General features: G+C 64.5%; 23 protein-coding genes and 1 pseudogene. 10 read left to right on the top strand and 14 right to left on the bottom strand.

Annotated features, from left to right (window positions below; translation table 11 throughout):
- Positions 1-148 precede the first annotated feature (148 nt).
- The 3 genes from J2S71_RS06030 to mscL all read left to right on the top strand — a co-directional run bounded on the left by J2S71_RS06030 (position 149) and on the right by mscL (position 2,744).
- The gene (locus J2S71_RS06030) at positions 149-1,750 is read left to right on the top strand and encodes a carboxypeptidase M32 (protein ID WP_307389678.1); all 1,602 of its coding nucleotides are present in this window, start codon (positions 149-151) and stop codon (positions 1,748-1,750) included.
- Between the two features lie 7 nt (positions 1,751-1,757).
- Positions 1,758-2,222 (top strand): D-aminoacyl-tRNA deacylase, encoded by a 465-nt coding sequence (gene dtd / locus J2S71_RS06025; RefSeq protein WP_307389675.1) that lies wholly within the window; start codon positions 1,758-1,760, stop codon positions 2,220-2,222.
- A 90-nt stretch (positions 2,223-2,312) separates the two neighbouring features.
- Entirely contained in the window at positions 2,313-2,744 is a 432-nt protein-coding gene (gene mscL, locus J2S71_RS06020; RefSeq protein ID WP_307389671.1) for a large conductance mechanosensitive channel protein MscL, read from the top strand.
- Between the two features lie 12 nt (positions 2,745-2,756).
- Here mscL and J2S71_RS06015 read toward each other — a convergent pair whose 3' ends face one another.
- Positions 2,757-3,062 (bottom strand): hypothetical protein, encoded by a 306-nt coding sequence (locus tag J2S71_RS06015; protein ID WP_021724943.1) that lies wholly within the window; start codon positions 3,060-3,062, stop codon positions 2,757-2,759.
- Positions 3,063-3,147: 85 nt separating this feature from the next.
- On the opposite strand from J2S71_RS06015, the gene J2S71_RS06010 reads away from it, so the two are divergent.
- Positions 3,148-3,966, top strand: coding sequence for a spermidine synthase (locus J2S71_RS06010; RefSeq protein ID WP_021724959.1), 819 nt, complete (start codon positions 3,148-3,150; stop codon positions 3,964-3,966).
- A gap of 129 nt (positions 3,967-4,095) precedes the next feature.
- Here J2S71_RS06010 and hcp read toward each other — a convergent pair whose 3' ends face one another.
- Positions 4,096-5,688, bottom strand: coding sequence for a hydroxylamine reductase (hcp, locus tag J2S71_RS06005; protein ID WP_307389667.1), 1,593 nt, complete (start codon positions 5,686-5,688; stop codon positions 4,096-4,098).
- A 262-nt stretch (positions 5,689-5,950) separates the two neighbouring features.
- Between hcp and J2S71_RS06000 the strand changes: the two genes are divergently transcribed.
- The 3 genes from J2S71_RS06000 (at position 5,951) to J2S71_RS05990 (ending at position 7,956) form a co-directional block, all read left to right on the top strand.
- The gene (locus J2S71_RS06000) at positions 5,951-6,739 is read left to right on the top strand and encodes an LOG family protein (RefSeq protein WP_307389665.1); all 789 of its coding nucleotides are present in this window, start codon (positions 5,951-5,953) and stop codon (positions 6,737-6,739) included.
- Positions 6,739-7,389, top strand: coding sequence for an HAD family hydrolase (locus J2S71_RS05995; protein WP_021724932.1), 651 nt, complete (start codon positions 6,739-6,741; stop codon positions 7,387-7,389). The genes J2S71_RS06000 and J2S71_RS05995 overlap by 1 nt, the downstream gene beginning before the upstream one ends.
- A 258-nt stretch (positions 7,390-7,647) precedes the next feature.
- Positions 7,648-7,956, top strand: coding sequence for a hypothetical protein (locus J2S71_RS05990; RefSeq protein WP_021724925.1), 309 nt, complete (start codon positions 7,648-7,650; stop codon positions 7,954-7,956).
- 78 nt (positions 7,957-8,034) lie between these two features.
- Here the strand turns inward: J2S71_RS05990 and J2S71_RS05985 are convergent, their stop codons facing one another.
- From J2S71_RS05985 to J2S71_RS05955, 7 genes and pseudogenes are all read right to left on the bottom strand, one after another.
- Positions 8,035-9,657 (bottom strand): 4Fe-4S dicluster domain-containing protein, encoded by a 1,623-nt coding sequence (locus tag J2S71_RS05985; protein WP_307389661.1) that lies wholly within the window; start codon positions 9,655-9,657, stop codon positions 8,035-8,037.
- Positions 9,658-9,809: 152 nt separating this feature from the next.
- Entirely contained in the window at positions 9,810-10,022 is a 213-nt protein-coding gene (locus J2S71_RS05980; protein ID WP_307389659.1) for a hypothetical protein, read from the bottom strand.
- Positions 10,019-11,293 carry a D-alanyl-lipoteichoic acid biosynthesis protein DltD gene (gene dltD / locus J2S71_RS05975; protein ID WP_307389656.1) on the bottom strand — a complete coding sequence of 425 codons (1,275 nt, stop codon included), beginning with the start codon at positions 11,291-11,293 and terminating at the stop codon, positions 10,019-10,021. Before dltD ends, J2S71_RS05980 begins: the two co-directional genes overlap by 4 nt.
- Position 11,294: 1 nt before the next feature.
- The gene (dltC, locus tag J2S71_RS05970; protein WP_021724949.1) at positions 11,295-11,552 is read right to left on the bottom strand and encodes a D-alanine--poly(phosphoribitol) ligase subunit DltC; all 258 of its coding nucleotides are present in this window, start codon (positions 11,550-11,552) and stop codon (positions 11,295-11,297) included.
- The gene (dltB, locus tag J2S71_RS05965) at positions 11,545-12,732 is read right to left on the bottom strand and encodes a D-alanyl-lipoteichoic acid biosynthesis protein DltB (RefSeq protein WP_307389653.1); all 1,188 of its coding nucleotides are present in this window, start codon (positions 12,730-12,732) and stop codon (positions 11,545-11,547) included. The genes dltC and dltB overlap by 8 nt, the downstream gene beginning before the upstream one ends.
- Positions 12,733-12,734: 2 nt before the next feature.
- Complete coding sequence (gene dltA, locus J2S71_RS05960) at positions 12,735-14,330, bottom strand: D-alanine--poly(phosphoribitol) ligase subunit DltA (protein ID WP_307389650.1); 1,596 nt, start codon at positions 14,328-14,330, stop codon at positions 12,735-12,737.
- Positions 14,331-14,651: 321 nt separating this feature from the next.
- Positions 14,652-14,951 (bottom strand): annotated as a pseudogene (locus tag J2S71_RS05955) (peptide chain release factor-like protein); the annotation flags it as partial.
- A 254-nt stretch (positions 14,952-15,205) separates the two neighbouring features.
- On the opposite strand from J2S71_RS05955, the gene gpmA reads away from it, so the two are divergent.
- Positions 15,206-15,973, top strand: coding sequence for a 2,3-diphosphoglycerate-dependent phosphoglycerate mutase (gene gpmA, locus J2S71_RS05950; RefSeq protein WP_021724955.1), 768 nt, complete (start codon positions 15,206-15,208; stop codon positions 15,971-15,973).
- Positions 15,974-16,392: 419 nt separating this feature from the next.
- Here gpmA and J2S71_RS05945 read toward each other — a convergent pair whose 3' ends face one another.
- The 5 genes from J2S71_RS05945 to J2S71_RS05925 form a co-directional block, all read right to left on the bottom strand.
- Entirely contained in the window at positions 16,393-17,490 is a 1,098-nt protein-coding gene (locus J2S71_RS05945) for a DUF871 domain-containing protein (protein ID WP_021724976.1), read from the bottom strand.
- A gap of 76 nt (positions 17,491-17,566) precedes the next feature.
- Positions 17,567-19,039, bottom strand: a complete 1,473-nt coding sequence (locus J2S71_RS05940; protein ID WP_307389643.1) for a PTS sugar transporter subunit IIC — start codon at positions 19,037-19,039, stop codon at positions 17,567-17,569.
- Between the two features lie 14 nt (positions 19,040-19,053).
- A complete protein-coding gene (locus tag J2S71_RS05935; RefSeq protein ID WP_307389640.1) occupies positions 19,054-19,383 on the bottom strand; it encodes a PTS sugar transporter subunit IIB in 330 nt (109 codons plus the stop codon).
- Entirely contained in the window at positions 19,380-19,721 is a 342-nt protein-coding gene (locus J2S71_RS05930) for a PTS lactose/cellobiose transporter subunit IIA (protein ID WP_021724927.1), read from the bottom strand. The genes J2S71_RS05935 and J2S71_RS05930 overlap by 4 nt, the downstream gene beginning before the upstream one ends.
- A gap of 55 nt (positions 19,722-19,776) precedes the next feature.
- Entirely contained in the window at positions 19,777-21,771 is a 1,995-nt protein-coding gene (locus tag J2S71_RS05925) for a BglG family transcription antiterminator (protein ID WP_307389637.1), read from the bottom strand.
- Positions 21,772-22,406: 635 nt separating this feature from the next.
- Between J2S71_RS05925 and J2S71_RS05920 the strand changes: the two genes are divergently transcribed.
- Both J2S71_RS05920 and J2S71_RS05915 read left to right on the top strand, forming a co-directional pair.
- Positions 22,407-22,661 (top strand): hypothetical protein, encoded by a 255-nt coding sequence (locus tag J2S71_RS05920; protein WP_307389634.1) that lies wholly within the window; start codon positions 22,407-22,409, stop codon positions 22,659-22,661.
- Between the two features lie 35 nt (positions 22,662-22,696).
- Positions 22,697-24,181 carry a hypothetical protein gene (locus J2S71_RS05915; protein WP_307389631.1) on the top strand — a complete coding sequence of 495 codons (1,485 nt, stop codon included), beginning with the start codon at positions 22,697-22,699 and terminating at the stop codon, positions 24,179-24,181.
- The last annotated feature ends 8 nt before the right edge of the window (positions 24,182-24,189 follow it).

Genomic DNA, 24,189 nt, shown 5'->3' with positions numbered 1-24,189 from the left:
CACTCATGCTCACAGACCCTTTCAGTATCGCGCTCGGGAACGCAAATGGGCCTCACAGGTCGATAGCCGCTCCATTTGGTTGGCGTGCGGACTAGACTAGGGGCGTATGTCCACAACACCGTCAAACGCAAGAGAAACGGGGAACCCCATGGCAGACGAGAGCGTCACCGCACCCAACACCCATCAGGCCGCGCATGCGGCGCCCTCGGACGGCATGCCGCCCAAAACGAGCCCGGCCGCCATCGGCAACCCCAAGGCGGACATAGACGCCCTCGACAACCTCGAGCGCCACCGCTACGCGCATCGCTATGCGAGCACGGGCATCTCGTGCTATGGCCCCTCGCTCGATCCCGCGGACGCCACGGCGGACCGCGGCGAGGCGCTGTCCATCCTCGAGGAGGAGGACCAGGCCCTGCTCTGCTCCAAGGAGACTGGCGAGCTCCTGGAGCGCCTCTCCAAGATGGGGCACATCCTCACCGAGACGCAGGAGGCACAGGCACGCATCATCCAGCGCGACCGGGCGCGCCTCGTGGGCGTCCCCGCCGACGTACAGGGTGGCTTCGCACGCCTCACCAACGAGGCGGACGCCGTGTGGCGCAAGGCCAAGGCGGATGACGACTGGGCGTCCTTCGAACCCTACCTCGACCGCCTGGTGGCGCAGGCCACCACCATCGCCAGGCTTCGCAGACCCGATTCCGTCCCGTACGACGTATGGCTGGACGACTTCGAGCATGGCACCGACCGTGGCTTCTACGACGCCTTCTTTGCCGAGGTCAAGCAGGCAGTGGTGCCCCTGCTCTCCGCCATCCGGCAGAAGGGCTGGCAGCCGCCGCGCACCGTCGTCGAAGGCAAGTTCGACGAGCGCCGCCAGATGGAACTCGCCTACGACCTCATGAGGCTCGAGGGGCTCGACGGCAACAAGATGCTCCTGGCCACCACCGAACACCCCTACAGCGATGCCCTCACCACCAACTACGGCTTCATCGCCTGTCACGTGCGCGAGGATGACGTGTGCTCCAACGTGTTCACCATGCTGCACGAGGGGGGCCATGCCCTCTACGAGACGGGCGTGGAGTCCGCCTACAACTACACGTCCCTCAAGGGTGGCACGTCATCGGGCATGCACGAGGGACAGTCCCGCTTCTTCGAGAACTACGTGGGCCGCTCGCGCGCCTTTGCCGGGCCGCTGCTCGCCGTGATGGCCAGCCACTTCAAGGGGCAGTTGGGCCGTGTGACGCCCAACCAGTTCTACCTGGCCGTCAACCGAGCCGAGGGCACGCCCGTCCGCACCGAGGCGGACGAGCTCACCTATCCCCTGCACATCCTCGTCCGCTATGAGATCGAGCAGATGCTCTTTGCGGGCGAGTGTGCGGCCAGGGACGTCCCCGCGCTGTGGAGCGCCAAGTACCGGGAGTACCTGGGCGTCAAGGTGCCGAGCGACGCCCAGGGCGCCCTGCAGGACACGCACTGGGCCGATGGCCTCTTTGGCTACTTCCCCACGTATGCCCTGGGTGGTGCCATCGGCGCACAGCTGCGCCATCGGATGATCGCGGAGGGCATGGACTGGGATGGCGTGCTCGCGAGCGGCGATCTCTCCCCCATCCACGCCTGGCTCAGGCAGCACATATGGCGCTTCGGGCGCTCCAGGGACGCGGGCGAGCTCATCGAGGCGGCCTGTGGCGAGCCCTTCTCGGCGCGCTACTACACCGCCTACCTCACCGAGAAGTTCTCGGCCCTCTACGGGCTGTAGGGTCATCGTGCGAGCGGTTCTCCAGCGCGTGCGGCGCGCATCCGTCTCTGTGGATGGCACGGAGGTGGGCCGCTGCGGCAGCGGCTACCTCATCCTGCTGGGCGTGGCGCCCCATGACAGCGACAGGACGGCGCAGCTCCTCTGGGATAAGGTCTCCCACCTGCGGGTGTTTGCCGACGAGACGGGACGGATGAACCGCTCGCTCCTCGACGTGTCGGGCGAGGTGCTGGTGGTGAGCCAGTTCACGCTCTATGCGGACTGCCGACGCGGTCGGCGGCCCAGCTTTGCCGGTGCCGCCGAACCCGCGGTGGCCAGCAGGCTCTACGAGCGCTTCTGCAGCCTTGCCGAGGCGGATGTGGCGCAGGTGGGTCGCGGCACCTTTGGGGCGCACATGGAAGTCTCGCTCGTCAACGACGGGCCCGTGACCATCTGCCTGGACACTGACGAGCTCACGACCCCACGCCACCGCTAGCAAGACTTTTGTTACCATGCCCTCTAGTTGCGGCTCAGGATCATGCCAAACGATTGCACCACGACCAGGGGGGAACAGATGAAGAGGTTCATGAGCGAGTTCAAAGAGTTCATCATGCGGGGCAACGTCATGGACATGGCCGTCGGTATCATCATCGGCGGCGCGTTCACGGCCATCGTCACCTCACTCACCAGCGACATCATCCAACCGCTCATCGCCATCCTCTCCGGTGGTGGCACCGATGCCACGGGCATGGACATCACCGTGGGCAACAACACCATCGGCTTCTCCAACTTCATCTCCGCGATCATCAACTTCCTGATCGTGGCTCTCATCGTGTTCATGATGGTCAAGGCCATCAACAGGCTGCAGAAGGCCACCGCCAGGCTCACGCACAAGCGGCAGGAGGAAGAGGAGGCCGCAGCTCCCCTCTGCCCCCACTGCCTGGAGGAGGTCAAGGTCGGCGCCACCCGCTGCCCGCACTGCGCAGGCGAGATCCCCGGTGGTGCCACGGCACGCTAACGGCCCCGCGCGCTACATGCGCTTGTGCCTGCCCCAGAAGTTCCAGTTGGCCCGTCGGCCCTTGGGGCCGTGTATGGCCGCCGCACGAGGCCGGAACGACTTGCAGACGTTCTCGGTGCGCAGGAACTCCTTCCCAAAGGGGTCGACCATGGGAACGAGCTTGCGGGGATCCTCGTCAAAGAAGCGCTCGGGGTCGGTGTGTACATGGGGGTTGGCAAGGGTGTAGCCCTTACCGCACGCGCACTGGTATGCGCCCGATTCCTCGTTTTTTGACAGTGTGGCAAACACACAGTCGCAGCAATGCAGACCGCCAGCCATGGGTACGACTCCCCTCATACGCCTTCCCGGTGGTATCCCATTGTACGGGAGTCCCGTCATCGGTTTGTCGGAGGGAGGCTGGAGCGTGAACGTCTTTGGCATGAGAACGGCAGTGGAGGGCTACCTCGCGACGCTCCGACGATCGCTGAGGCCGCAGCGCACCATCCTGCGCCTGCCTAGGACCCTCTTTGGCAGGGTTCGTGTGGTGGACACCACCCAGGCGGGTCGGCCCGTGCGCATCCTGGAGGTCGATGGCAGCTGGCAGAGCGCGACGTACCTGGACGAGGGGTGGGCAGACCTCGCCTTCCCCTACCACCAGCTCTATGACGTGGCGCTTGGGCACCTGTGCCCCCGGCGCGTCCTCATGCTGGGGGGTGGCGGCTATGCCTATCCCAAGCACCTGCTCATGCTGCTGCCCGATGTGCAGGTGGATGTCGTAGAGGCAGATCCCGCCATCGTGGAGGTGGCCCACCGGTACTTCCTGCTCGACCGGCTCGACGAGGCGTGCGGTGGTCGCGATGCGCAAGGACGGCTGCGCACGCTGGTGGCTGATGCGCATGACGTGCTCGAGCTGGGCGCGCCCGACAATCCAGCCGCACGCTGGGACCTCATCCTCAACGACGTGTTCGCGGCAGAGGAGCCACTGCGTACGCTCGCGACGCCGGATGCCGCGGCGCTCATACACAGGCTCCTCGACCCATCTGGCGCCTATCTTGCCAATGTCATCGGGGCCCTTGAGGGTGCACACGCGCGCACGCTGCACGAGGTCATGCACAACCTGGAGACCGCCTTTGCCCACGTATGGGTGATTCCCTGCAGTCCCGATAGCCCCACCTGTGAGGACAACAACGTCATCGTGGCAACGGACGCCGCCTGGGTGCCGGAGGGCGCCTGCCGCCGGTGATGCTCCTCCACCTGCCCCGCGCCTCGTGACACGGCAGCGTGCGCGCATTTGAGGGAGGCGCCCCATCCTCGCGAGCGCAATGGGCCGCCTCCCGGGCGCCTGTCCCTGTCTGCCTACTCGACCCGATTGCTACGCGAGCATCTGGGCGAGGTCCTCCTCCGGCGTGGCAATGGGAGCCAGGCCGAACTTCTCCACCAGGGTGCCAAGCACGCCCGGACTCACGAACGCAGGCAGCGTGGGACCCAGCTTGATGTCCGTGATGCCCAGGTACAGCAGGGCCAGCAGGTCGGCCACGGCCTTCTGCTCGTACCATGAGAGCACGATCGAGAGCGGCAGCTCGTTGACGCTGCAGTCAAAGGCCTTGGCCAGGGCGAGGGCGATCTCCACGGCGCTATAGGCATCGTTGCATTGACCCACGTCGAGCAGGCGGGGGATGCCATCGATATCGCCCAGGTCGAGGTCGTTGAAGCGGTACTTGCCACAGGCGAGCGTGAGCACGACGCAGTCATCGGGAATCCGCTTCACGAGCTCGGTGTAGTAGGTACGACCGGGCTTGGCGCCGTCACAGCCCCCCACGAGGAAGAAGTGCCTGATCTTGCCTGCCCTCACGGCATCGATGACCTTGTCGGCGATGGAAAGCACCGTGCCATGCGCAAAGCCGGTGGTGACGGTGGTGCCACCATTGATGCCCGTCAGCTGTACGTCGTGGTCGTAGCCACCCAGCTCCCTGGCCTTCTCGATGACCGGCGTGAAGTCCTTGGTGCCGTCGGCTGCCTGGGGGACGTGCACCAGCTCGGGGTACGAGACGACCTCGGTGGTGAAGACGCGGTCCGCATAGGAGGGACGGGGCGGCATGAGGCAGTTGGTGGTGAAGAGGAACGCCGCCGGAACGTTGGCAAACTCCCTCTGCTGGTTCTGCCAGGCGGTGCCGAAGTTGCCCTTGAGCTGAGGGTACCTCTTGAGCCCGGGGTAGGCGTTGGCAGGGAGCATCTCGCCATGGGTGTAGACGCTCACGCCCGTGCCCTCGGTCTGCTCGAGCAGGAGCTTGAGGTCGCGCAGGTCGTGGCCGGAGATGACGACGAAGGGGCCCCTCTCGACCTTGAGCGAGACCTCCGTGGGCTCGGGGTTGCCATAGGCCCCGGTGTTGGCGGCATCGAGCAGGCCCATCACGTCGTGGGAGAGCTTGCCCACCTCGAGGGCGAGGTCGAGCAGGGCGGCACCGTCGCTCTCGGTGGCGAGCGCCGCAAGGGCCCGCACGAAGGTCTGCTGCGCCTCGTCGCTCACGCTGCCCAGCATGCGGGCGTGGTAGGCGTAGGCCGCCGCGCCCCGCAGGCCAAAGAGGACGAGCGACTTGAGTGAGCGCGTGTTCTCGTCATCGGCCCACACCTGGCCAAGGAGCAGGTCCTCGACGGGGTCGATGCCCGCCCGGGCGGCGAGGCGTTCCTTCTCGGCACGGAGCTCGTCGGTGAGGGCGCGCACGGCCTCGCGCGAGAAGTTGACGTTGGTGATGCAGGTGAAGAGCCCGCGTATCACGAGCTCGTCCGCGTGGGAACTCCGCGTGCCTGCGGCAAGGCAGGTGCGCGCCAGGCCAACGAGGGCGCCCGTCAGCTCGTCCTGGTCGAGTGCCACGTCAAAGGGCTTGCCGCAGACGCCGGCGTTCCCCGTGCAGGCAACGCCCCGCGCGGTCTGCTCACACTGGTAGCAGAACATCTTCTGGTCCATGATCATGCTCCTCTCCTGGCGCGACATCCCCTTGCGCCGTATGGTCTGCCCATCATGCCAGCGCGTGGGCCTCCCATACGTCGCATTTGCAACATAATGGGAAGCCCATATGTGGGGTCGCCGCACAAAGTGCACACGCAATGTGCCACGCGTCACGTTTGCCCTGTTGGCATGTATGCACGATGGTGTAACAATGCGTTGTGTGTGCACTTTGGGAGGGGCTCTAGACTATGAGCCGCACCGGCACACGGGAGGACGAGAAATGAGTGACGAGGACGAGCAAGCCAGCAACACAAGCGAGCAGCCGCTAGGCCCAACGTTCCATAGCGGCTCCGTGGTCATGCGCGGAAAGATGATTCCAGAGGGCGCCGGGCACCAGAACATCCTGCGCTCTGGGGACGACATGGGGTGGCTCCATGAGGATCCATGGCGCGTGCTGCGCATACAGTCGGAGTTTGTGGACGGATTCGATGCGCTGGCCCAGCTGGGACCTGCCGTCTCCATCTATGGGTCGGCGCGGACCCAGGCGGATGACCCAACCTATCGGGCCGCGCGCCGCTGCGCCAATCTCATTGCAGACAACGACATCGCCGTCATCACAGGCGGCGGTCCCGGCATCATGGAGGCGGCCAACCGAGGTGCCGCCGAACGCGGCGGCACCTCGGTGGGACTCGCCATCGAGCTGCCCTGCGAGGAGGCCGTCAACCGCTGGGTCAACCTGGGCATGAACTTTCGCTACTTCTTCGTGCGCAAGACCATGTTCGTCAAGTACTCGCAGGGCGCCGTGGTGTTCCCCGGTGGCTTTGGCACCATGGACGAGACGTTCGAGCTGCTTACACTCGTGCAGACGCACAGGACGGCACCCATGCCCATCGTGCTGTTCGGCAGGGACTACTGGCGGGGTCTCCTGGGGTGGATGCACGGCACCATGGCCGCGCGCGGGACCATCTCACAGGCGGACATCGAGCTCGTTCACGTGACGGACGACCCGGATGAGGCGGCACGCGTCGCCATGAGCCAGATCTCCCGCGTCAGCACAGAGGAGGCATGATGACCTACCAGGCAGCCATCTTCGATCTGGACGGTACCCTACTCGATACCCTCGAGGACCTCTGGGGCTCCGTCAACCACACGCTGCGTGCGCACGATATGCCCGAACGCAGCAGGGACGACGTGCGGGCGTTCTTGGGCAACGGCATGCGCACCCTCATGCACCTGAGCGTGCCTGCGGGAACCTCATCTGAGGTGGAGGCACGGCTGCTCGCCGAGTTCAAGGAGCACTATGCCGTCCACAGCGCCGACCACACGGCCCCCTACCCCCAGGTCGTGAAGCTCATCGAGATCCTCGCGGGCGAGGGCGTGCGCCGCGGCGTGGTCTCCAACAAGGGTGACTTTGCCGTACAGGATCTGGTGGAGCGGTACTTTCCCCGCATGTTCGACGTGGTGGTGGGCGAGCGCGCGGGCATCCGACGCAAGCCGGCACCGGATACGGTACTGGCCGTGACGAGGAAGCTCTCCGTAGGCGTGAATGACGTGATCTATGTGGGCGACTCCGAGGTCGACCTCGAGACGGCCGCCAACGTGGGATGTGCGTGTGCCGCCGTCTCGTGGGGCTTCCGCGACCGCGACTTCCTGGTTGCTCACGGGGCCACCCTCATTGCCGACACCACGGAGGAGCTTGCCGAGGCCATCCTCATGTAGCGGCACGGCAGGGGGCTGGCATACAAGCAGGCGGTGGGGCAGGGCCCCTGTGGTTCGCACGTTGCCCTTACCCCATGCTCCACCGCTGTCAACCGCAAGACGTCCGCCCGAAGCTCCGGTACGCTTGCCAGACCATTGCTCCCCTGCCCTGGGACGCGCAGGATGGAGGAGTAGAATCCTCTCAAGGCGAGGGTTCGCTCCACAAAGGCTCCTCCCCTCACATCTATCCAGGTAGTCCCTTGGGAGAAAGGACACGCTATGGGAAAGAAAGCCGCTGAGGCACTCGACATCGATTACGATGATCTGGCCGACTACCTGCACGCCCATCACTCCGTGTACATGCAGGTGGACAGCGATGTCTACTACCTCACGGATGCCAACTACGAGGCATGGCGCGCACAGGACACCAGCCTGCGCAACTCCAAGAACCACTTCGTGGACTGCAGCGACCTCGTCAACACCGTAGACGAGTTCCTTGCGTTGCCCTTCGTGAATGGCCAGACCATCAAGGACGTGTTCTCCCACGCAAGGTTCTACGAATCAATCAAGGGCGCCAAGGAGTCATAGGGCCCAATCGCAACGTAGTGGAGCAGGCGGGACGCCCCCGGACGTCCCGCCGTTCGTATGTCACACGACGGGCGTCCCCTATGCCTTGGGCACCTGTGCCTCGCGGCTCTCGGACACCTCGGTGTCCTCGTCGTCCTTGGTAAAGCCCTGCTCCAGCATGGGAATGAGCATGCGATAGGAGTTCTCCGTCGAGTTCTGGCGTGGCGAGCGCTTGGCATAGCGGTGCACCGCGCCCGTTGACTTGGCAACCGACACGAGCGTGCCGGCACCAGCCACACAGCCGCCAGGACACGCCATGCCCTCCATCAGATAGCCTGGATACTTGCCCTTGACCGCAGCCCTCATCATCTTGCGACAGTCCTCGAGCCCCTCCGCGCCGACGATGTTGACCTCACGCTCGGGGTAGCGACGGTGAATGGCATTGACCACGGCGTTGGCGACGCCACCAGCGACGGCGAAGTCGCGGCCATCACGACTCGCGACGTCAAAGTCGCTCTTGTTGTCATCCTCGAGGGCGAGGTAGTCGATCTCCCGCGCATCCATCATGCCGGCCATCTCCTCGAAGGTGAGCACGAAGTCCACCTCGGAGCGCACGCTCTTGCGCATGGCCTCGAGCTTCTTGGCCGAGCAGGGTCCCACGAACACGATCTTGGCATGGGGGTGCTGCGTGCGAATCATACGCGCCGTGAGGGTCATGGGCGTGAGGGCCATGGAGACGGTGTCCGCGTACTCGGGGAACTCCCGCTTGGCCATGACGGACCAGGCCGGGCAGCAGCTCGTTCCCATGAAGGGAAGCTTGTCGGGCACCTCATCCAGGAAGTCCTCGGCCTCCTGCACGGTGCAGAGATCCGCGCCGAGGGCCACCTCCTCCACGCCGGAGAAGCCCAGCTGCTTGAAGGCCTCGCGCAACTTGCCCACGTTGCCCTTGCCGCCAAACTGCCCCACGAACGACGGCGCCACGGCGGCGATGACCTCCTCGCCATGCTGGATGGACCAGATGACCTGCGCAATCTGGCTCTTGTCGGCAATGGCGCCAAACGGGCAGTTCACGAGGCACATACCACAGCTCACGCACTTCTCGTAGTCGATGTCGGCACGGCCATGCTCGTCGGAGCCGATGGCGCCCATGCCACAGGCCGCGGCACAGGGCCGCACGTGATGGTGGATGGCCTCATACGGGCAGGTGCGCTCGCACATGCCACAGTGGACGCAGGCGTCCTGGTCTATGTGGGCCCGTTTGTCCACAAACGAGATGGCCTGCTTGGGACACACCTCGCGGCAGGGGTGCGCGAGACAGCCCTGGCACATGTTGGTGACCTCGTACACGTTGTCCTGGCAGGCATTGCAGGCGAACTTGATGATGTTGATGAGCGGTGGCTCGTAGTACGACATGTTGTCGATCTGCGCGTTGTTGAAGCCGTCCGAGATGCGCTGCGGCCGATCCACGCCCTGCAGCGGCAGGCCCATGGCCAGGCGAATGCGCTCGCCGATGATGGCACGCTCCAGGAAGACGCTCTCGCGGTAGGTGGCGACGTCGCCAGGAAGGATCTTGAAGGGCAGCTCGTCGAAGGCATCGTCGATGTCGGCATTGGTCATGGACGAGTCCTCGCCCGCCTGGTAGCAGACCTTCGATACCTCGCGGAACACATCGCGACGGATTTTCGTAAGGTTGGTGTAGACCCCCCGCATGGTGCCAGGCATGGCGCATGTCCTCTCACTTGCACGGGCCAACAGGCACCGCGTCATTTCCCCTCCCCTCATTATGGGCCAACTCCGCGGGCATGGCGAGGGAGGAAATGGGGGAGGCACCGGTCACGGGGGGCGAGACGGCCGCACCCGCCTCCCGTGCCCCGTCAGAACGCCGCGTAGACGAACTGCACCGGGCCGTTGAGCCCCGAGAACAGCAGGAACCATGCGATCATCAGCACGAGGGCCACAGTGAGTGCGCCAGCGGCCACAGCCAGCTGCAGGGGGTGGCGTTCCGACCACGCCAGCGCCAGCTCCCTGCCACCGGACAGGGGATGCCGCTTTCGGAGGAGCCGCAGCGGCGCGGCGATCCCGCTCACGAGGACGTCCCCTCGCCTGCGGGCTGCGTCGCGTCGGGCGAGGAGAGCCCCGCCGGCACGCCCCGGTCACCGCCGCCCAGGAAGGCGTCGTCCCGGCCCTTCATGAAGTCATAGAAGGCCTCCTCGATGCGTACCCAGCCCACCCAACCGGGATGCACGGTGTCACAGAGGAAGTACGGCTCATACTCGCAGCTGGAGAAGTCCGCGTACGAGACGCCCGCATCGTTGCAGACCTCGCGTATACGCTGGTAGTAGTACTGGCGCACATCCTTGCCCACACCCGCATGGTCATACCACGTTCCGTGCAGCGGCACGATGCACACGAGCGGATCGAGCCCGCTCTCATGGCACACCTGCAGGAAGCAGGCAAGATCGTCGTATTCGCCGCTCGCCTCGTCAAACGTCTGGTGCCATTCGGCATCATAGTTGGCGTTGCGACGCCAGAACGAGTCATTGATGCCATACGCATTGGTCGTGGACATCTGAGCACCCTCTGACCTTCCCTTGGCAAGGAGCGTCGGCCAGTCAGGCTCGCCGTTGTCCCTTCCCGCCAGTTGGTCCGCATTCTTGCCTGTGCCCAGGCCGATGACGTTCGCGAGCTTGCCGCGCAAGGAGAGCTGGTCGGCCTGATAGTAGAGGAGGCCATTGAGCGCATCGGCGGGCGTGTCCCTGTTGGCGGCAGCCACCTGTCCTGCATCCACACCCAGCTCGAGCACGCGCTGCCGCACGTAGTCCTTCGTTCCGTCAGAGATGGTGGGATTGTCACAGAACTCCTGGTAGAGCGAATAGCTGAACTTAGAGGGGAACTTGCCCTCCTGTCCCGACCCACGGAAGAACCACTGGGGAGAGACGATGATCATGACCTTCTTGTCCTGCACCTTGTTGGCATAGGCACCGGCGGCGATGGCCTGCCACAGGCTCTGGTCGAACGCCTCGCCCACATAGGTCATGCCCATGTCTGCACAACCCTCCCCGAACACCGCCTGCGGGCAGGTGGGCACGGTGTCCTTGGAGATGTAGAGCTCCGAGGAGCCGAAGACGAGGTGGCTGCCGGGGGCCATGTTGCTCGTGACGAACGAGCTGCTCTCGGACTTGCCACTGGCATAGACATAGTCATAGAAGCGCCAGCTCGGAGCGGGACCCATGGCGGGCAGCGCCGCGATCATCACGGCAAGCGCCACGGCGGCAACGACAAGTCCTCCGCACACGCCCACAAGCAGGTGCTTGCCAGGGCCCATGTCGCCCAGCTGCATGCGCAGACGCCCTCGCATGCTACAACCTGCTTGCTACCTGGGCGATGATCTTGTTGACTGTGTTCATCTCCTCGCGTGGGAGCTCCGTGGGAGCGATGGAGACGCCAAACTCGTCCTCGATGCCCACAAGCAGCTCCACGGCAGCCATGGAGTCGAGCATGCCACTCTCAAAGAGGTCGTCGTCACGATGGTCGCGCACGGCAGCGTCTTCGCAGACCTCCTCCATGAGGTCGAGCATACGAGCCTCAAGCTCACCTGCGGAAATCCTCTCAACCATTGAGTGCCCCTCCCACCAGAAACGAAACCTGTCCCGAGAACAGCGCAAAGCCCATGAACACCAGCTGCATGGTCACGAACCATGACAGCATGGTAAGCCAGACGGCGTCCCGATGCGCCTTGAAGAACGCACTCCTATGATAGGCCTCGGTGACGGCCATGAGCACGCCATGGTAGAGGCCGTAGCCGATGTAGTCGATCGTGACGCCATGCCAGAACCCCATGAGCAACATGTTGACGATGAGTCCCACCTGCGCCGTACGCAGGCGCCCCTTCGTGCCCTTGAACACACGATGCCTCATGAGCACGCGCGTGATACGCATGAACACGAAGTCGCGCAGCCAGGTGGAGAGCGTGATGTGCCAGCGGTTCCAGAAGTCCATGGGGTCGCTCGCGAGGAAGGGCGCACGGAAGTTGCGTGGCACGCGTATGCCCAGGCAGTAGCCCACACCCATGGCCATCATGGTGTAGCCTGCAAAGTCGAAGAAGAGGTAGAGGCCGTACTGGTAGCAGATGACGACCTGCTGCCAGAGCTCCTGCCATACAGGGCCCGTCCCCCAGGGCACGAGTGCATAGCCGCGGTGCACATAGGCGGCGATCACCATCTTGTAGGCGATGCCACCCAGGACGAGCAGGATGCCGCGAGCCAGCATGCCCGCATACTCGTCGCGTGGAATGCGTCGGTGGGCATCGGCCACGAAGCGACGGCTGCGGTCGATGGGGCCGGAATCAAGCTCGAAGAAGTTGAGCAGGAAGTAGAGCTGGTCGGCAAGGGAGAGGTCATCCGACGTGACAAGGCCGTCGTGCGTCTCCATGAGAATCTGGATCGACTTGAACGTGGCATAGCTGATGCCCACGAAGCCCATGAGCCCGGCGGGCGTAAGGGACACCGTGAGCTTGTAGGTCACGAGCGGGGCGCAGGCGAGTGCCACGGACGCATAGAAGCGCGGCTGCGACTGCGGACGCGCCATGAGCCAGCGCGTCATGCCAAGAGAGAGCATGAGAAAGACGGCCAACGCCACTGCCTGGTCGGGATGGCCCCACAGCAGCAGGACGAGCAGCACAAGGGAGGAAGCCATGCCCCAAGGGGCGAGCGGACGCCCCGTGAGGCCCAACACCGCCGCGACGAGCACGACGACGACCAGGATGGCGAAGAAGCTAGGTACACCAAAGAGAACCATGGCTACCCCTTGCGTGCCGCAAGGGCCGCGCGATCCACCTTGCCGTTGGCAGTGAGCGGCAGCTGGTCGAGCACACGAACGGTACGGGGAACCATGTAACCTGGCAGGTGCTGGCCCAGGTACCGCTTGACGGCGCGCGCGAAGTCGGTGATGGCTATGGGGGCAGCCTCCTTCCCCCTCGGGCACGGATGTCCCTGGTCCAGCACCACGTAGGCGCGCAGACCATACACGCGTCCCGAACGGCGCGTGGGAACGACCACGGCCTGGCTCACACCCTCCATCTGCTCGAGGCACCCCTCAATCTCCCCCAGCTCGATGCGGAAGCCATTGAGCTTCACGAGCGAGTCCATGCGCCCCTCGCAGAAGAGCGTGCCATCCTCATCCAGGTGTCCCACATCACCCGTGTGGTAGCCGCGTACGGGCGTACCGTCCCCGCGCCTGGCATCGAAGAACACCTCCGCCGTCTTTTCGGGGTTGCCATAGTAGCCCTTGGCCACGGTGTCGCCAATGATCACGATCTCGCCGGTCGCGCCGGGCGCAAGCGGCGCGCCGGTCGCCTGGTCGAGGATGCGCAGCTCCGTGCCTTCGCGCGCACGACCCACGGGAAGGGATTCCGCACCCATGAGCGCCACATCATCGATCTCCGCATAGGTGACGGCCACGGTGGATTCCGTGGGGCCGTAGGTGTTGGCAACAATGGCGTGCGGAAAGCGCTGGCGCAGCTTGGCCGCCGTCGCATGGCGGAGCTCCTCCCCACAGAAGAGGAAGAGCCTGAGCTTGGGCAGAAGGTGTTCGTCAAAGGTCCTGTCCACCAGACAGAAGTCCGCGAACGAGGGCGTGGACACCCACACCTCCACGTCCGAGGCGGCAAGGTCCGCAAAGAGGGCACGGTAGTCGCCGGACATGTGGTCGGAGACGGCATGCAGGCAGCCACCCGTGGAAAGGGCTCCGACCAGCTCGTACTCCGAGAGGTCAAAGGAGTAGTGCGCCTGGTCCAGAAAGATACGGTGGCCATCGCGCACCACCGGAAACGTGCGCAGCCAGTGCATGAAGTGCTGGACATTGGCAGCAGAGACCTCGATGCCCTTGGGGCGGCCCGTCGAGCCAGAGGTAAAGATGATGTAGTTGGTATCCTCGCCACGCACCCACCTGCCCTCGGACGGGACGGGAGCCTCCCGGGGGGCATGGGCCGCCGCACGGGCATCGATCAAGGTGCTCCCAGAGAGCTCGGCGGAGAGTTTGGAGGGAACATCGACGCATGCGAGGAGCGTGGGCCGCTCGATCTGCGAGGCGATGTCGTGCACGCGCATCGTGGGCAGCTCGCAGTCGACGGGCACGAAGGCATGGCCCGAGAGCAGGCAGCCCAGGAAGCTGGCCACCGCGAGGGCGGACTTGTCGCAGTACACGATCACGGGCGCACGGCCATCCGTACGCTCCCGGAGTGCACGGGCAACCTTGCAGGCGTCTGCCCACAGCTGGCCATACGTCACCTCTGGGCGACACGCGGCACGATAGGCCGTCGCATTCGGGGTGGCCTCTGCCGTGGCCCTGACTCGTGCGAGCAGCTCGTTCGCATGCGTTGCTGGGTCTGCCGACAAGGCCTCTTCTTCCGCTAACCCCGTATCTCGTAGCTGCGCCATGAATCCCCCCACTAGACCCGTGCGTGCGTAAGGATAGCCCACTGGGCAGGGACCCATTGGGGTAGGGCCGCCCGACCCTGTGCAAAACGACACAACGTGCTCACCCCACATCACCCCTAGACAGCAGCTCGGCGGACGTCGAAGGTGTCCCTCTGTCGGGAGCCCGGCACGAAGGAGCCCGCAGGCGTCCATGCCCCCTGCGAACTCGAACCAAGCCCCCAAGGAAGCCCTTGAGGATGATAACATGGCGCAGAAGGTAGATCCCAGTAGACGATGCGCTCATTCGTCCATGCCCGGCCTTTTTCGCAGACGCTTGACACTCGCACGCGCATGCTTCCCCTCCAGGCGGCGGCGTACCGACGCGCGTGTGGGCTTGGTCGTGCGGCGCACCGTGGGCGGCCGCGCGCGGCGCTTGAGCTCCGCGTGGATCTTGCGCAGGCACGACTGGCGGTTCTGCAGCTGGGAGCGCTGCTCGCGGCTCACCACCACGATGCCCGTAGGCACGTGCCGCATGCGCACGGCGGAGTCTGCCGTATTGACGCCCTGACCGCCGGGGCCGGAGGCGTGGAAGGTCTCCACGGAGCACTGGGCAGCCAGCGCGCGCCCGTCAAGCCGGGCAAGGCGGGCATAGTCGCGATAGGTCAGACGTTGGTGGGACTCCCCCATGGTGCGTTCCTCCTCCCAAGCCCCCATGGCCGGCGCTCCCGGTACTGGGGTACTGGTTTACAGTATCTCACCCACAGGCGACGAAAAAGGTGCTGTAATAGAGATGGCAATGGTGTCCTTGCACAGCGCAGGACCCAAGGAGTCAGTCCTCGACGAAAGGAGCCACAATGGCTGAGAATGACGGACGTATGCACCTGGTGATCGTGCGCCATGGCGAGAGCGAGTGGAACCTCAAGAACCTCTTCACCGGTTGGACCGACGTCGACCTCACCGACACGGGCCGCAAGGAAGCCACAGCTGGCGGCAAGGCGCTGCGCGAGGCTGGCTTTGACTTCGACGTGTGCTACACCTCCCTGCTCAAGCGCGCCATTCACACGCTGAACATCGTACTCGACGAGCTCGACCGCGCATGGCTCCCCGTCCACAAGACCTGGCGCCTCAACGAGCGTCACTATGGTGCCCTCCAGGGCCTCAACAAGGCCGATGCCGCCGCCGAGCATGGTGAGGACCAGGTGCTCATCTGGCGCCGCTCCTTCGACGTCCGCCCGCCCGCGCTCACGCCCGGCGACGAGCGCGATCCGCACGTCCAGGCCATGTTCCGCGATGTGCCGCAGGAGGACCTCCCCTACTGCGAGTGCCTCGACGACACCATCAAGCGCGCCTGGCCGTACTTCGAGCAGGAGATCAAGCCCCAGCTCGAGGCGGGCAAGCGGGTACTCATCGCCGCACACGGCAACAGCCTGCGCGCCCTCTACATGCAGTTCGAGCACCTCACGCCCGACGAGATCCTCAAGGTGAACATCCCCACCGGCGTACCCCTGTCCTATACCTTCGACAAGGGCTGGAACGTCGTCGACAAGCACTACATCGGCGATCCTGAGACCATCGCCAAGAAGATCGAGGCCGTCGCCAACCAGGGCAAGGCCAAAAAGTAGATAACCATACAGAGGCCGAGTCGGAGGGGCGTCGCTGGTGCGGCGCCCCTCTCTTTTGGCTCGGGTGATTGCCACGCACTGCCCCTCTTCTCCCCTGTGGACGCCCTTCCCACCCATATGGGTGTCTTTTGCCGCGTGTGGGTGCGATTCTCCCGGACGGGCCTCCGGCGACCTGCCGTTTTGTGGGCCGTCTACGGGAGAATCGCACCCACACGGATCGATTGACACCCACACGCAGCGAATCGCACCCACACGGACCAGGTCGCATCCGTTCGCAAAAAGACATAAGCATCTGTGTATCTTAGCGGTAGGATAAAAGAGAAGGCCCACCCACCGCATCACGTGATGGGAGCGGCACAGTGGCCCCGAGCCACACCGAGTCCAGGGCCTCCGTCGCCCGTCTAGCCGCCGTCGCCCGTCTAGCTCCGGAGCCGCAGAAAGGCGAAGGGATGGCCGGGACGTATGTAGTCGAGCAGGAAGCGCTCGCTCGGGGGCACCCATCCCACGAGGTTGCGCGTGCCGTCGTCGGGCATGTCGCGCAGAGCCACCTCAAGCTCCCCGCGGTAGTGCGCAAGGTTGTCGTTCACCACGAGCACATCCCCCCGGTGGAACAGGCCGTCCGACACCGCACGCGCAGGCAGGGGATGGTCGCGGTAGCGCTCCCGCTGGCGTGAGGAGCGAAGCAAGTAGGCCGATGCGTCCGTGCGGGTCTCGTGCCTATACCCCCAGATGACCTCCCTCTCGTCGGCAGTCGCGTCGGGCGCGACGTCCACCCGCAGGGTCACCTGGGTGCGGTCGACCCCTGCCATCGCAGCGAGCTCGCCTTCCGATGCGTAGCAGTTGCCTACGAGCACATCGTCCACCAAGCCAGTCGCCAGCAGATGCCGAAGCTGCAGGTCTATGGGACGCTCGCGGTCATCCTCCAGGGTCGGCAGCCCACAGGACACCTCCCAGGGGCCGAAGGCGTCAGGTTCCCCACTCGAGACGAATGCCGAGATACGCAGGCCCATGTTCCTCCAACGTCGCGAGAGCTCTCCGAAGCGTTCCTCCGAGAGGCCCGTGTAGCGCTCTGGGAAGAAGTTGTGGCACACGTCCATGTTGAGCGGATCCGCGCCACGTGCGATCAGGTTGTCCAGGGCGAGCATGGAGCTCGCGTTGAACTGGATGGAGATGCCGTAGGGGTTGCGCGTGGCCGCTATGTCCCCCTCGGGGCCCAGCGACCAGTCGAGCCGCAGCGTATCAATGCCCATCTCATGGAAGACGGACAGGTCATCGGGCGTCGCACCGAGCTGAGCGAGCACGCTGGGATTGGTGTCGACGGCCACCCGAAAGCCATGCCCATGGGCCTGGCGCATGAACGCCGTGAAGGTCTCAACCGTCTCCTGGGGGGACTCGGCGACCCCCAGGAGGTTCGTGAAGAGCCGGTCGAAGCCCTGCCGCTCCGCCACGGCAAGGTAGGACTCGTCCCGCTCCGGGATCGACTTGTCGGGATACACGGAGATGCCCAAGTGGTGCATGAGCCCTCTCCCTCCTCTGCATGAGGCGGGTGCGGGCGGGGCCTCTCATCCTCGCTCGTGCCCGCCAACGGGTTGCCTACAGGTCCTTGAGGTCGGCGGCATCGAGGTCGATCGAGTCGATATCGATGTCAGAGGCCTCGCGCGAGGCGTGTGCCTCCACCGGCGAGCCACCCACACCCTGCGCAGGCGGGGACGCCACCTTGGCGGCCTCGGCCTCCTCCTTCAGGTACATCCTGTCCAGCGCACCGATGAAGGGCAGGTAGATGAGCACCCCCACGGCCACCATCAGCGCCTGCCAGAGGGCCCCCTGCCACCCGCTGCAGAGGAAGCCCGAGACGATGGGCGGCACCGTCCAGGGCAGCAGCGTCCCGTTGCAGATGGGGACGAGGCCCGCGGCCATCACGGCGTAGGTCGCGAAGATGTTGACCATCGGCACCAGCAGGAACGGAATGGCCATGACGGGATTCATGACGATGGGCAGGCCGAAGATGACCGGCTCGTTGATCTCGAAGATGCCCGGCAGGAGCGACATCTTCGCGAGGGAGTGGATGCGCTTGGAGCGGCATATGATGAGGGCGGCGATCAGCAGAGACAGCGTCGAGCCAGCACCGCCATAGGTGGCGAAGAGCTGCTCGAACTGCTGGTTGATCACGTTGGGAAGCGCCATCCCGGCCTGGAGGGCCGACGCGTTCTCGAGCGAGAGCGGGATCAGCACGGGGTTGTAGACGGCATCGGTGATGTTGGTCCCATGGATGCCGAAGAACCACAGGAAGTGGGCGAACAGGTACACGAGCGCCTGCGACCAGACGGTGCCTCCCACGTGCTGCAGGGGCAGCTGCAGGATCGCATAGACGAAGGTGAACGCGTCCCCCCAGGGTGTGAGGACGAACACCACGCGCACGACCCACACGACGGCAAAGGTGACGGCCATGGGTATCAGCGCGGAGAACGAGCGTGCCACGACGGGTGGCACGCCCGCGGGCATCTTGATGGTCCAGTCCTTCCGGACGCACCAGGCATACAGCGCGACCGAGAGGAAGCCCGCGATGATGCCGATGAAGACGCCCTTGGCGCCCAGCCATTCGAGGTTGAGGCTCGCCACCTCGAAGGTCTCGCCCCCTTCCTCGGGAGTGAAGCTGGTGAGCTGCGGCATCAGGATGAGCCAGCTCGCCAGGGAGACGATACCTGCGGACGGGCGATCCTTGAGGCCGAGATAGCCCGCGAAGTTGAGGCCGATGTTGTAGGCGATGAAGATGGACATCAGGGAGACGGTCGCATTGGCGGGAATGGCGATGAGCGTCTTGAGCGTGTAGTCCCCGATGGTCGTGGCGGCCAGGAAGTCCGTCCAGGCCGTGATGGGAAAGCTCGCCACCAGGGTGAACATGGACCCGATGATCAGAAGCGGCATGATCATCGAGAACGAGTCCCTGAGGGTCAGCAGGTACCTGTTCTTGCCGACGGACTCCGCAAGGGGCATGAGCAGGCCTTCCATCCGCCCCAGGAATCCTCCCGTTGGATCAGCGGAAGCCGTGTGCGTCTGCGAACTCATGTGAATGCTCCCTCCTATGCCTTTCTTCCCTGTCCCTCATGCTTGAGTAGATAGATCGCCTGCCTAAGGACACGCTCCCCGTTGAGGCTCCCGTAGTCGTCCTGGTCGATCGCGGCGCAGGGGATGTCGGGGTGGCGCTCGTGGATGGAGTCGTACATGAAGCGCGCCTGGGGCCCTATCAGCATGACGTCGGGGTGATCGCTTGCACAGATGTCATCGACCTGCTTGACCGAGAACGCGTCGACCCTGATGGGGATCTCGTGTTCGTCGGCAACCGCCTGCATCCTCTGGGCCAGCATGCTCGTGGACATGCCCGCGCTACAGAACAGATAGACCTTCCTCATCGTCTCCCCTTTCCTTGCGTCTGTCCGCCGACCAGCTGGCGGCACAGCTCCACCATCTGGGTCGCCAGGTCATGGACCGTCATGGCATTCATGAGGTGGTCCTGCGCATGGGCCATCAGGAGTGTCATCTCTGTCGCTCCGGGCTCGCGCGCCTCGGCGGAGAGCTGGTCGGTCTGGATGTCGTGGGCCACGGCAAGCTCCCGTGCGCCATGGGCAAGCAAGGCGTCGGCCGCCTCGAAGTCCCCCGCCCGTGCCTTGGAGATCGCCTGGAGCGCATCGCTGCGCGCATTGCCCCCATGCACGATCAGCCCCATTGCCACCGACTCGTCATCCTGCATGGCCACTCTCCTCTCCTCGTGCGCGAGACCCCTCGTTCGGCCCTCGCCGTCGTCCTTACTCGATATGCTCTGCGAACAGCCGCACCAAGGTCCCGTAGTCCCGATGACGCAGCAGCTCGTTCATCGCCTGGCGGTCCGAGATGAGGCGGACGAGGGCCCTGCGGGCGCCATCGTCCCCCGGGCCCGGCGGCGTCGATGCCGGAGAGATCAGAAAGATGGCGCGCACCTCCTCCCCACTCCAGTCGATCGGCTCATCGGGCAGCCCGACGCAGACAACCGTGCGGCTGCCTATGGGCGTGATGGGATGGGGGAAGGCGACGCCGCTGCCAAAGGTGGTGCGCGCGACCTCCTCACGCCTCTCGACGAGGGAATCGAAACGCTCATCCAGTCCCTCGTGATGCCGCAGGTGGGCACAGAGCGCATCGAGTGCCCCACGTTTGTCGTGCACCCCCAGGTGAGGGAGGAAGAGCCCTCCGTCCAGTATCGATGGTGCATAGATGTCTGGCGCATCCCTGCCTCCACCTGCGGACTCCAGGTCGGCGCGCACCCGCGCGACGACGTCCTGCGTGAGCGACACCCCTACGTGGCATACGGGGACGGGAAGCCTGCGGCCAAGGGGCACCGTCGTGAAGACGTAGTCGACGTCCGACAGATCGATATCGCCGAGCTGCATCAGGTCACAGCTCGTGACCTCGCCCAGGTAAGGGGAGAAGGCCGAGCGGCATTGCTGCTCCAGGAGGCTCGCGCCCGTCGCACCGGAGGCCGAGACAAGCAGGATGTTCTTTTGGGGCCGACCAGCCTTTCGTCGCTCGAGGGCCAGGGCGAACGCGAGGGCGAGATAGCCCACCTCCTCATCCGTGAGGGCATGGGACACCTGCTCCCCCAGCACCGAGGAGGCATCCAAGGCCATCAGGTAGGCAAGCGGGAAGCGGTCCTTGATGTCGATGATCAGGGGATTCGTGGCAGACATGTGGTGCCGCAGGCGCACGATGAGCGGCGCCACATGGCGGGCAAGGTTCATCCTCAGCTCGATGTCCTGGCGCAGGTCGATCGCATAGTTGTGCCACACCACCTCGAGCATGCGGGCCACCATCCGCCAGACCTCGTCGGAGACGACGAGCGCGCCGGCTGGCTCATCCTGGGTGGCATGCTCGCGAACGGTCTCCTTGGATGCGAGGTGTATGGTCAGGTAGGCTACCTCGTCCTCACCGAGCCTCACGCCATAGCGCTCCCCTACCGCCGCAGCTATATGACCTGCACAGGCGTACTCCTTCATGGCAGAGCTTCGCTCAGGGAAGCTCAGCATGGGCGGGATGGCATGGCCCGCGCGCACTCTCAGGACCGCAATGCCCACGTGGACGGCCAGGGCGCGAAGGGAAAGGGCGCTTGCCATGATGCCATCGTTGGCCAGCTCTGTGGAGACGAGCTTGATCAGGGTGTCCGTGGCAAAGGATGTCGCATCGCCGCTGGGGCGGATAGGCGACAGGGAGCTCCCCATGGCGCAACAGACCCTACGCAGCGGGTCATCGTCCAGCATGCCCTCAGGGGTCCCCTTTTCCGCCAGGGCGGCCAGGCAGAGGCGCCGGTCGAACTCGCCACCCACGGCGCGGACGGTCCCATGCGAGCGGTCCAGGGCGAGACGGCAAGAGCGCAGGATGGACTCCACGACATGCAGGTCGGCCGATAGGGTCCTCACGGAGACGCACGTCGCCTGCGCAAGTTCCGCGATGGCGACCCAGTCGTCACCAGCCACGAGACGCAGGGCGATCAGACGCTGGCGATCACGCGGCGAGCTGGGGCATGCCCCCTCCTGCCGGGACTGATACTGGGAGATGAGGTCGAAAAAGGCAGCCTGGTCATACACCTGCACGCGGTACCCCTGATGGTGTGGGGAGGATATGCGCGCCACGGGAGAGAAGAGCTCGTTGGCACGCCGCACATACGATCGAACGGTGCGCGTGCTCACACCCAAGGCCTGCGCGAGGGCATGCGCCGTCGCCCCATCGTGGCCGAGAAGGTACGCCATCGTTTTCCACGCGCCATCTCCCATGGAATGTCCTCCCTCCTGCATTCTAGGAGGGAGGACCTTGGGGAGCCATCCAGCAAACTGCCAAAGGAAGCGGAAGGCGGCTTCCGAGGATCCGTCCGTCCGGCAAACCGCTCCTCAAACGAGCACCCAACCCCCGGTATGAGCCTGACCGTATAAGACCCGGCAAGGCCAGGCAGCAAAGGTGCCATCGGCCCAGGGGAGGCGGTTGCGCACAGGGCCTGCTGGCAGCACGTGGAGAGGATCCGCCTGCGGTAGCTGGGGATGGGCCTCGTGCGACTCGTCCCGCGCCCTCCTCTATCGTGTGGATGCATGTGGGTGCGATTCGCTGCGTGTGGGTGTCTTTTGCCGCGTGTGGGTGCTTTTCTCCCGGATGAGCCTCCGGCGACCTGCTGTTTTGTGGGTCGCATCCGGGAGAATCGCACCCACATGAATCGATTGACACCCACACGCAGCAGATGACACCCACACGGAGAGAGCTGCACCCGTTCGAGAAAAGACATAAGCACCTGCGTATCTCAGTAGTAGGATAGGGCAAAGGTCCACCCACCGCATCACGCAATGGGGGCGGCGCTGCTGGGAAGGTTGCCCTGCCGCCCTCCTCGTGTGTGCCTGCCAGAGAATGCATGAGGTGTCCCATGGGTACGACCACGTCCAACTCCGACACTGCCGAGTCATACGCAAGCGCGCTCGAGTCGCAGCTTGAGATCAGTGACCTCGCCGGGGTCGATGATGACAACACCCTGGCCGAGAGTGGTGTGTACGCCACCGCCTGGGACCTCATAGATGCCATGAGGTCGCTCGTCGAGGCGGCGAACGCGGATGCCGAGGCGATTCGCTCGGCTGCCGCCACCTTCGACTCGTGGGACGAGAGCCAGGCGGGCTCGTACTAGCCAATCGCATGGTTGGGGATACAGGGGAGGCCTGTATGATTCAGATACGACCAGCAGCCGTTCAGAAGCAGATCAACGACAAGACAAGCAGCATGAAGTCCCTCAGCGAAGAGTGCGAGCGCCTGCAGGAAGCCGCGCGCAACTTTGTCAAGGACGCATCGCTCCAGGGCTCGGGCTGGGGAGCGGCCAAGGAGCGCGTAGGCGCCTACGACAAGCTGTTCTCGGCAATCATCTATGCCTACGGGCTCATCAGCATGGGGGACAGCACGGTATTCAATGCGCTCAACTCTCGGTTCGGCAGCCTCGAGGCAGCCAACGAGGAGGAGTGGCTGCAGATGCAGAGTGAGGCCCAAGCGCTCTATGACGCCGCAGAGGAAGACTTCAACGACGCCTACGATCCGGAACACCCATCCACCGATCAGTCCGCCAAGCTCCAGGATGCCAGCGAGCGCATGGGCACGAACCTGGGGAAGCTTGACAAGGCCGGCGCCATGCTCTCGAAGATCTACTCGTACTGCGAGGAGACCAACCACGTCTACGAGGGGGACGAACTCTCTGGCTACCGGAATGCCATCACCCATGGAGTCTCCGCGCTGACGGGAAGCACCTTCGATCCCGCCACAAGCTCCTGGCACGACTGGGATGATGGGTGGACGGACGAGCTCAACCATGCCGCCGAGAACACCCGGCCAAGCGAGCCCATGAACGCGGATGGCACCGTCAACACCCAGTCGGTGCAGCGCGACATGTGCATCATGCGCTCCTTTCCCGAGGACTCCCAGCAGTACCGGGACGCAAAGAAGATGCTCGAGGCCGCGCTCGAGGAGATCATGGCGATGGACCCGGACGCGCAGAAGGCCGCCCTTGCCGCGCTCGCGCAGTCTGGACTCGTGACCGGCTCGAGGGACGAGGACGGCTACCTTACGCCCCAGTGCAGCGATGAGCTGGGAGAGATTCTGGATGGCACGGGGGTGAGCTGGAACGCTCTGTTGTCGGCTGCGGGATACGACGAGAACGACGAGGGAAGCGATGCGTCTAACGCGTTCACCGCAGCAGGCGCATATGTAGGAGGGGAGCAGGGGGTATTGGAATACCTTGCAGATAAGGCACCCGAGCTATGCTCAAAAGGACTTGGTAAGGGGTTTGAAAAAGCAGGGTACGCAATATCAGCCATCTTTGTCGCGGGTGACACCTTTCTCGCCGCTACAGACGAGTATGAGGATGACTTCTGGCTGGATGAGCGCTCGCGTAGGATAGAGGCCACAACAGAGGGCCTCGAGAGGGTTGGGGTCGATGGGACGAGTGTCGGTCTTGCAATTGGACTTGGAATTGCTGGAACTTGTCTCGCACCGGGGATAGGAACCCTTATCGGTGCCAGTGCTGGCCTCATTTATGGTACTGCAATGTCGCTCGGAGGGAGCAACGCTGTACATAAAGTAACAAGCAGTCCTGTGAGGGATTGGGTGACGGGCAAATATGATCAGCCAAAAGGGCGGCATGCATATGCATACCCTCATTAGATCCCAAT

The organism is Olsenella profusa DSM 13989 (assembly GCF_030811115.1).
GTDB lineage: Bacteria > Actinomycetota > Coriobacteriia > Coriobacteriales > Atopobiaceae > Olsenella_F > Olsenella_F profusa.
The sequence above is the reverse complement of the archived record's forward strand: the minus strand, read 5'-3'. Positions and strand labels throughout refer to the sequence as shown.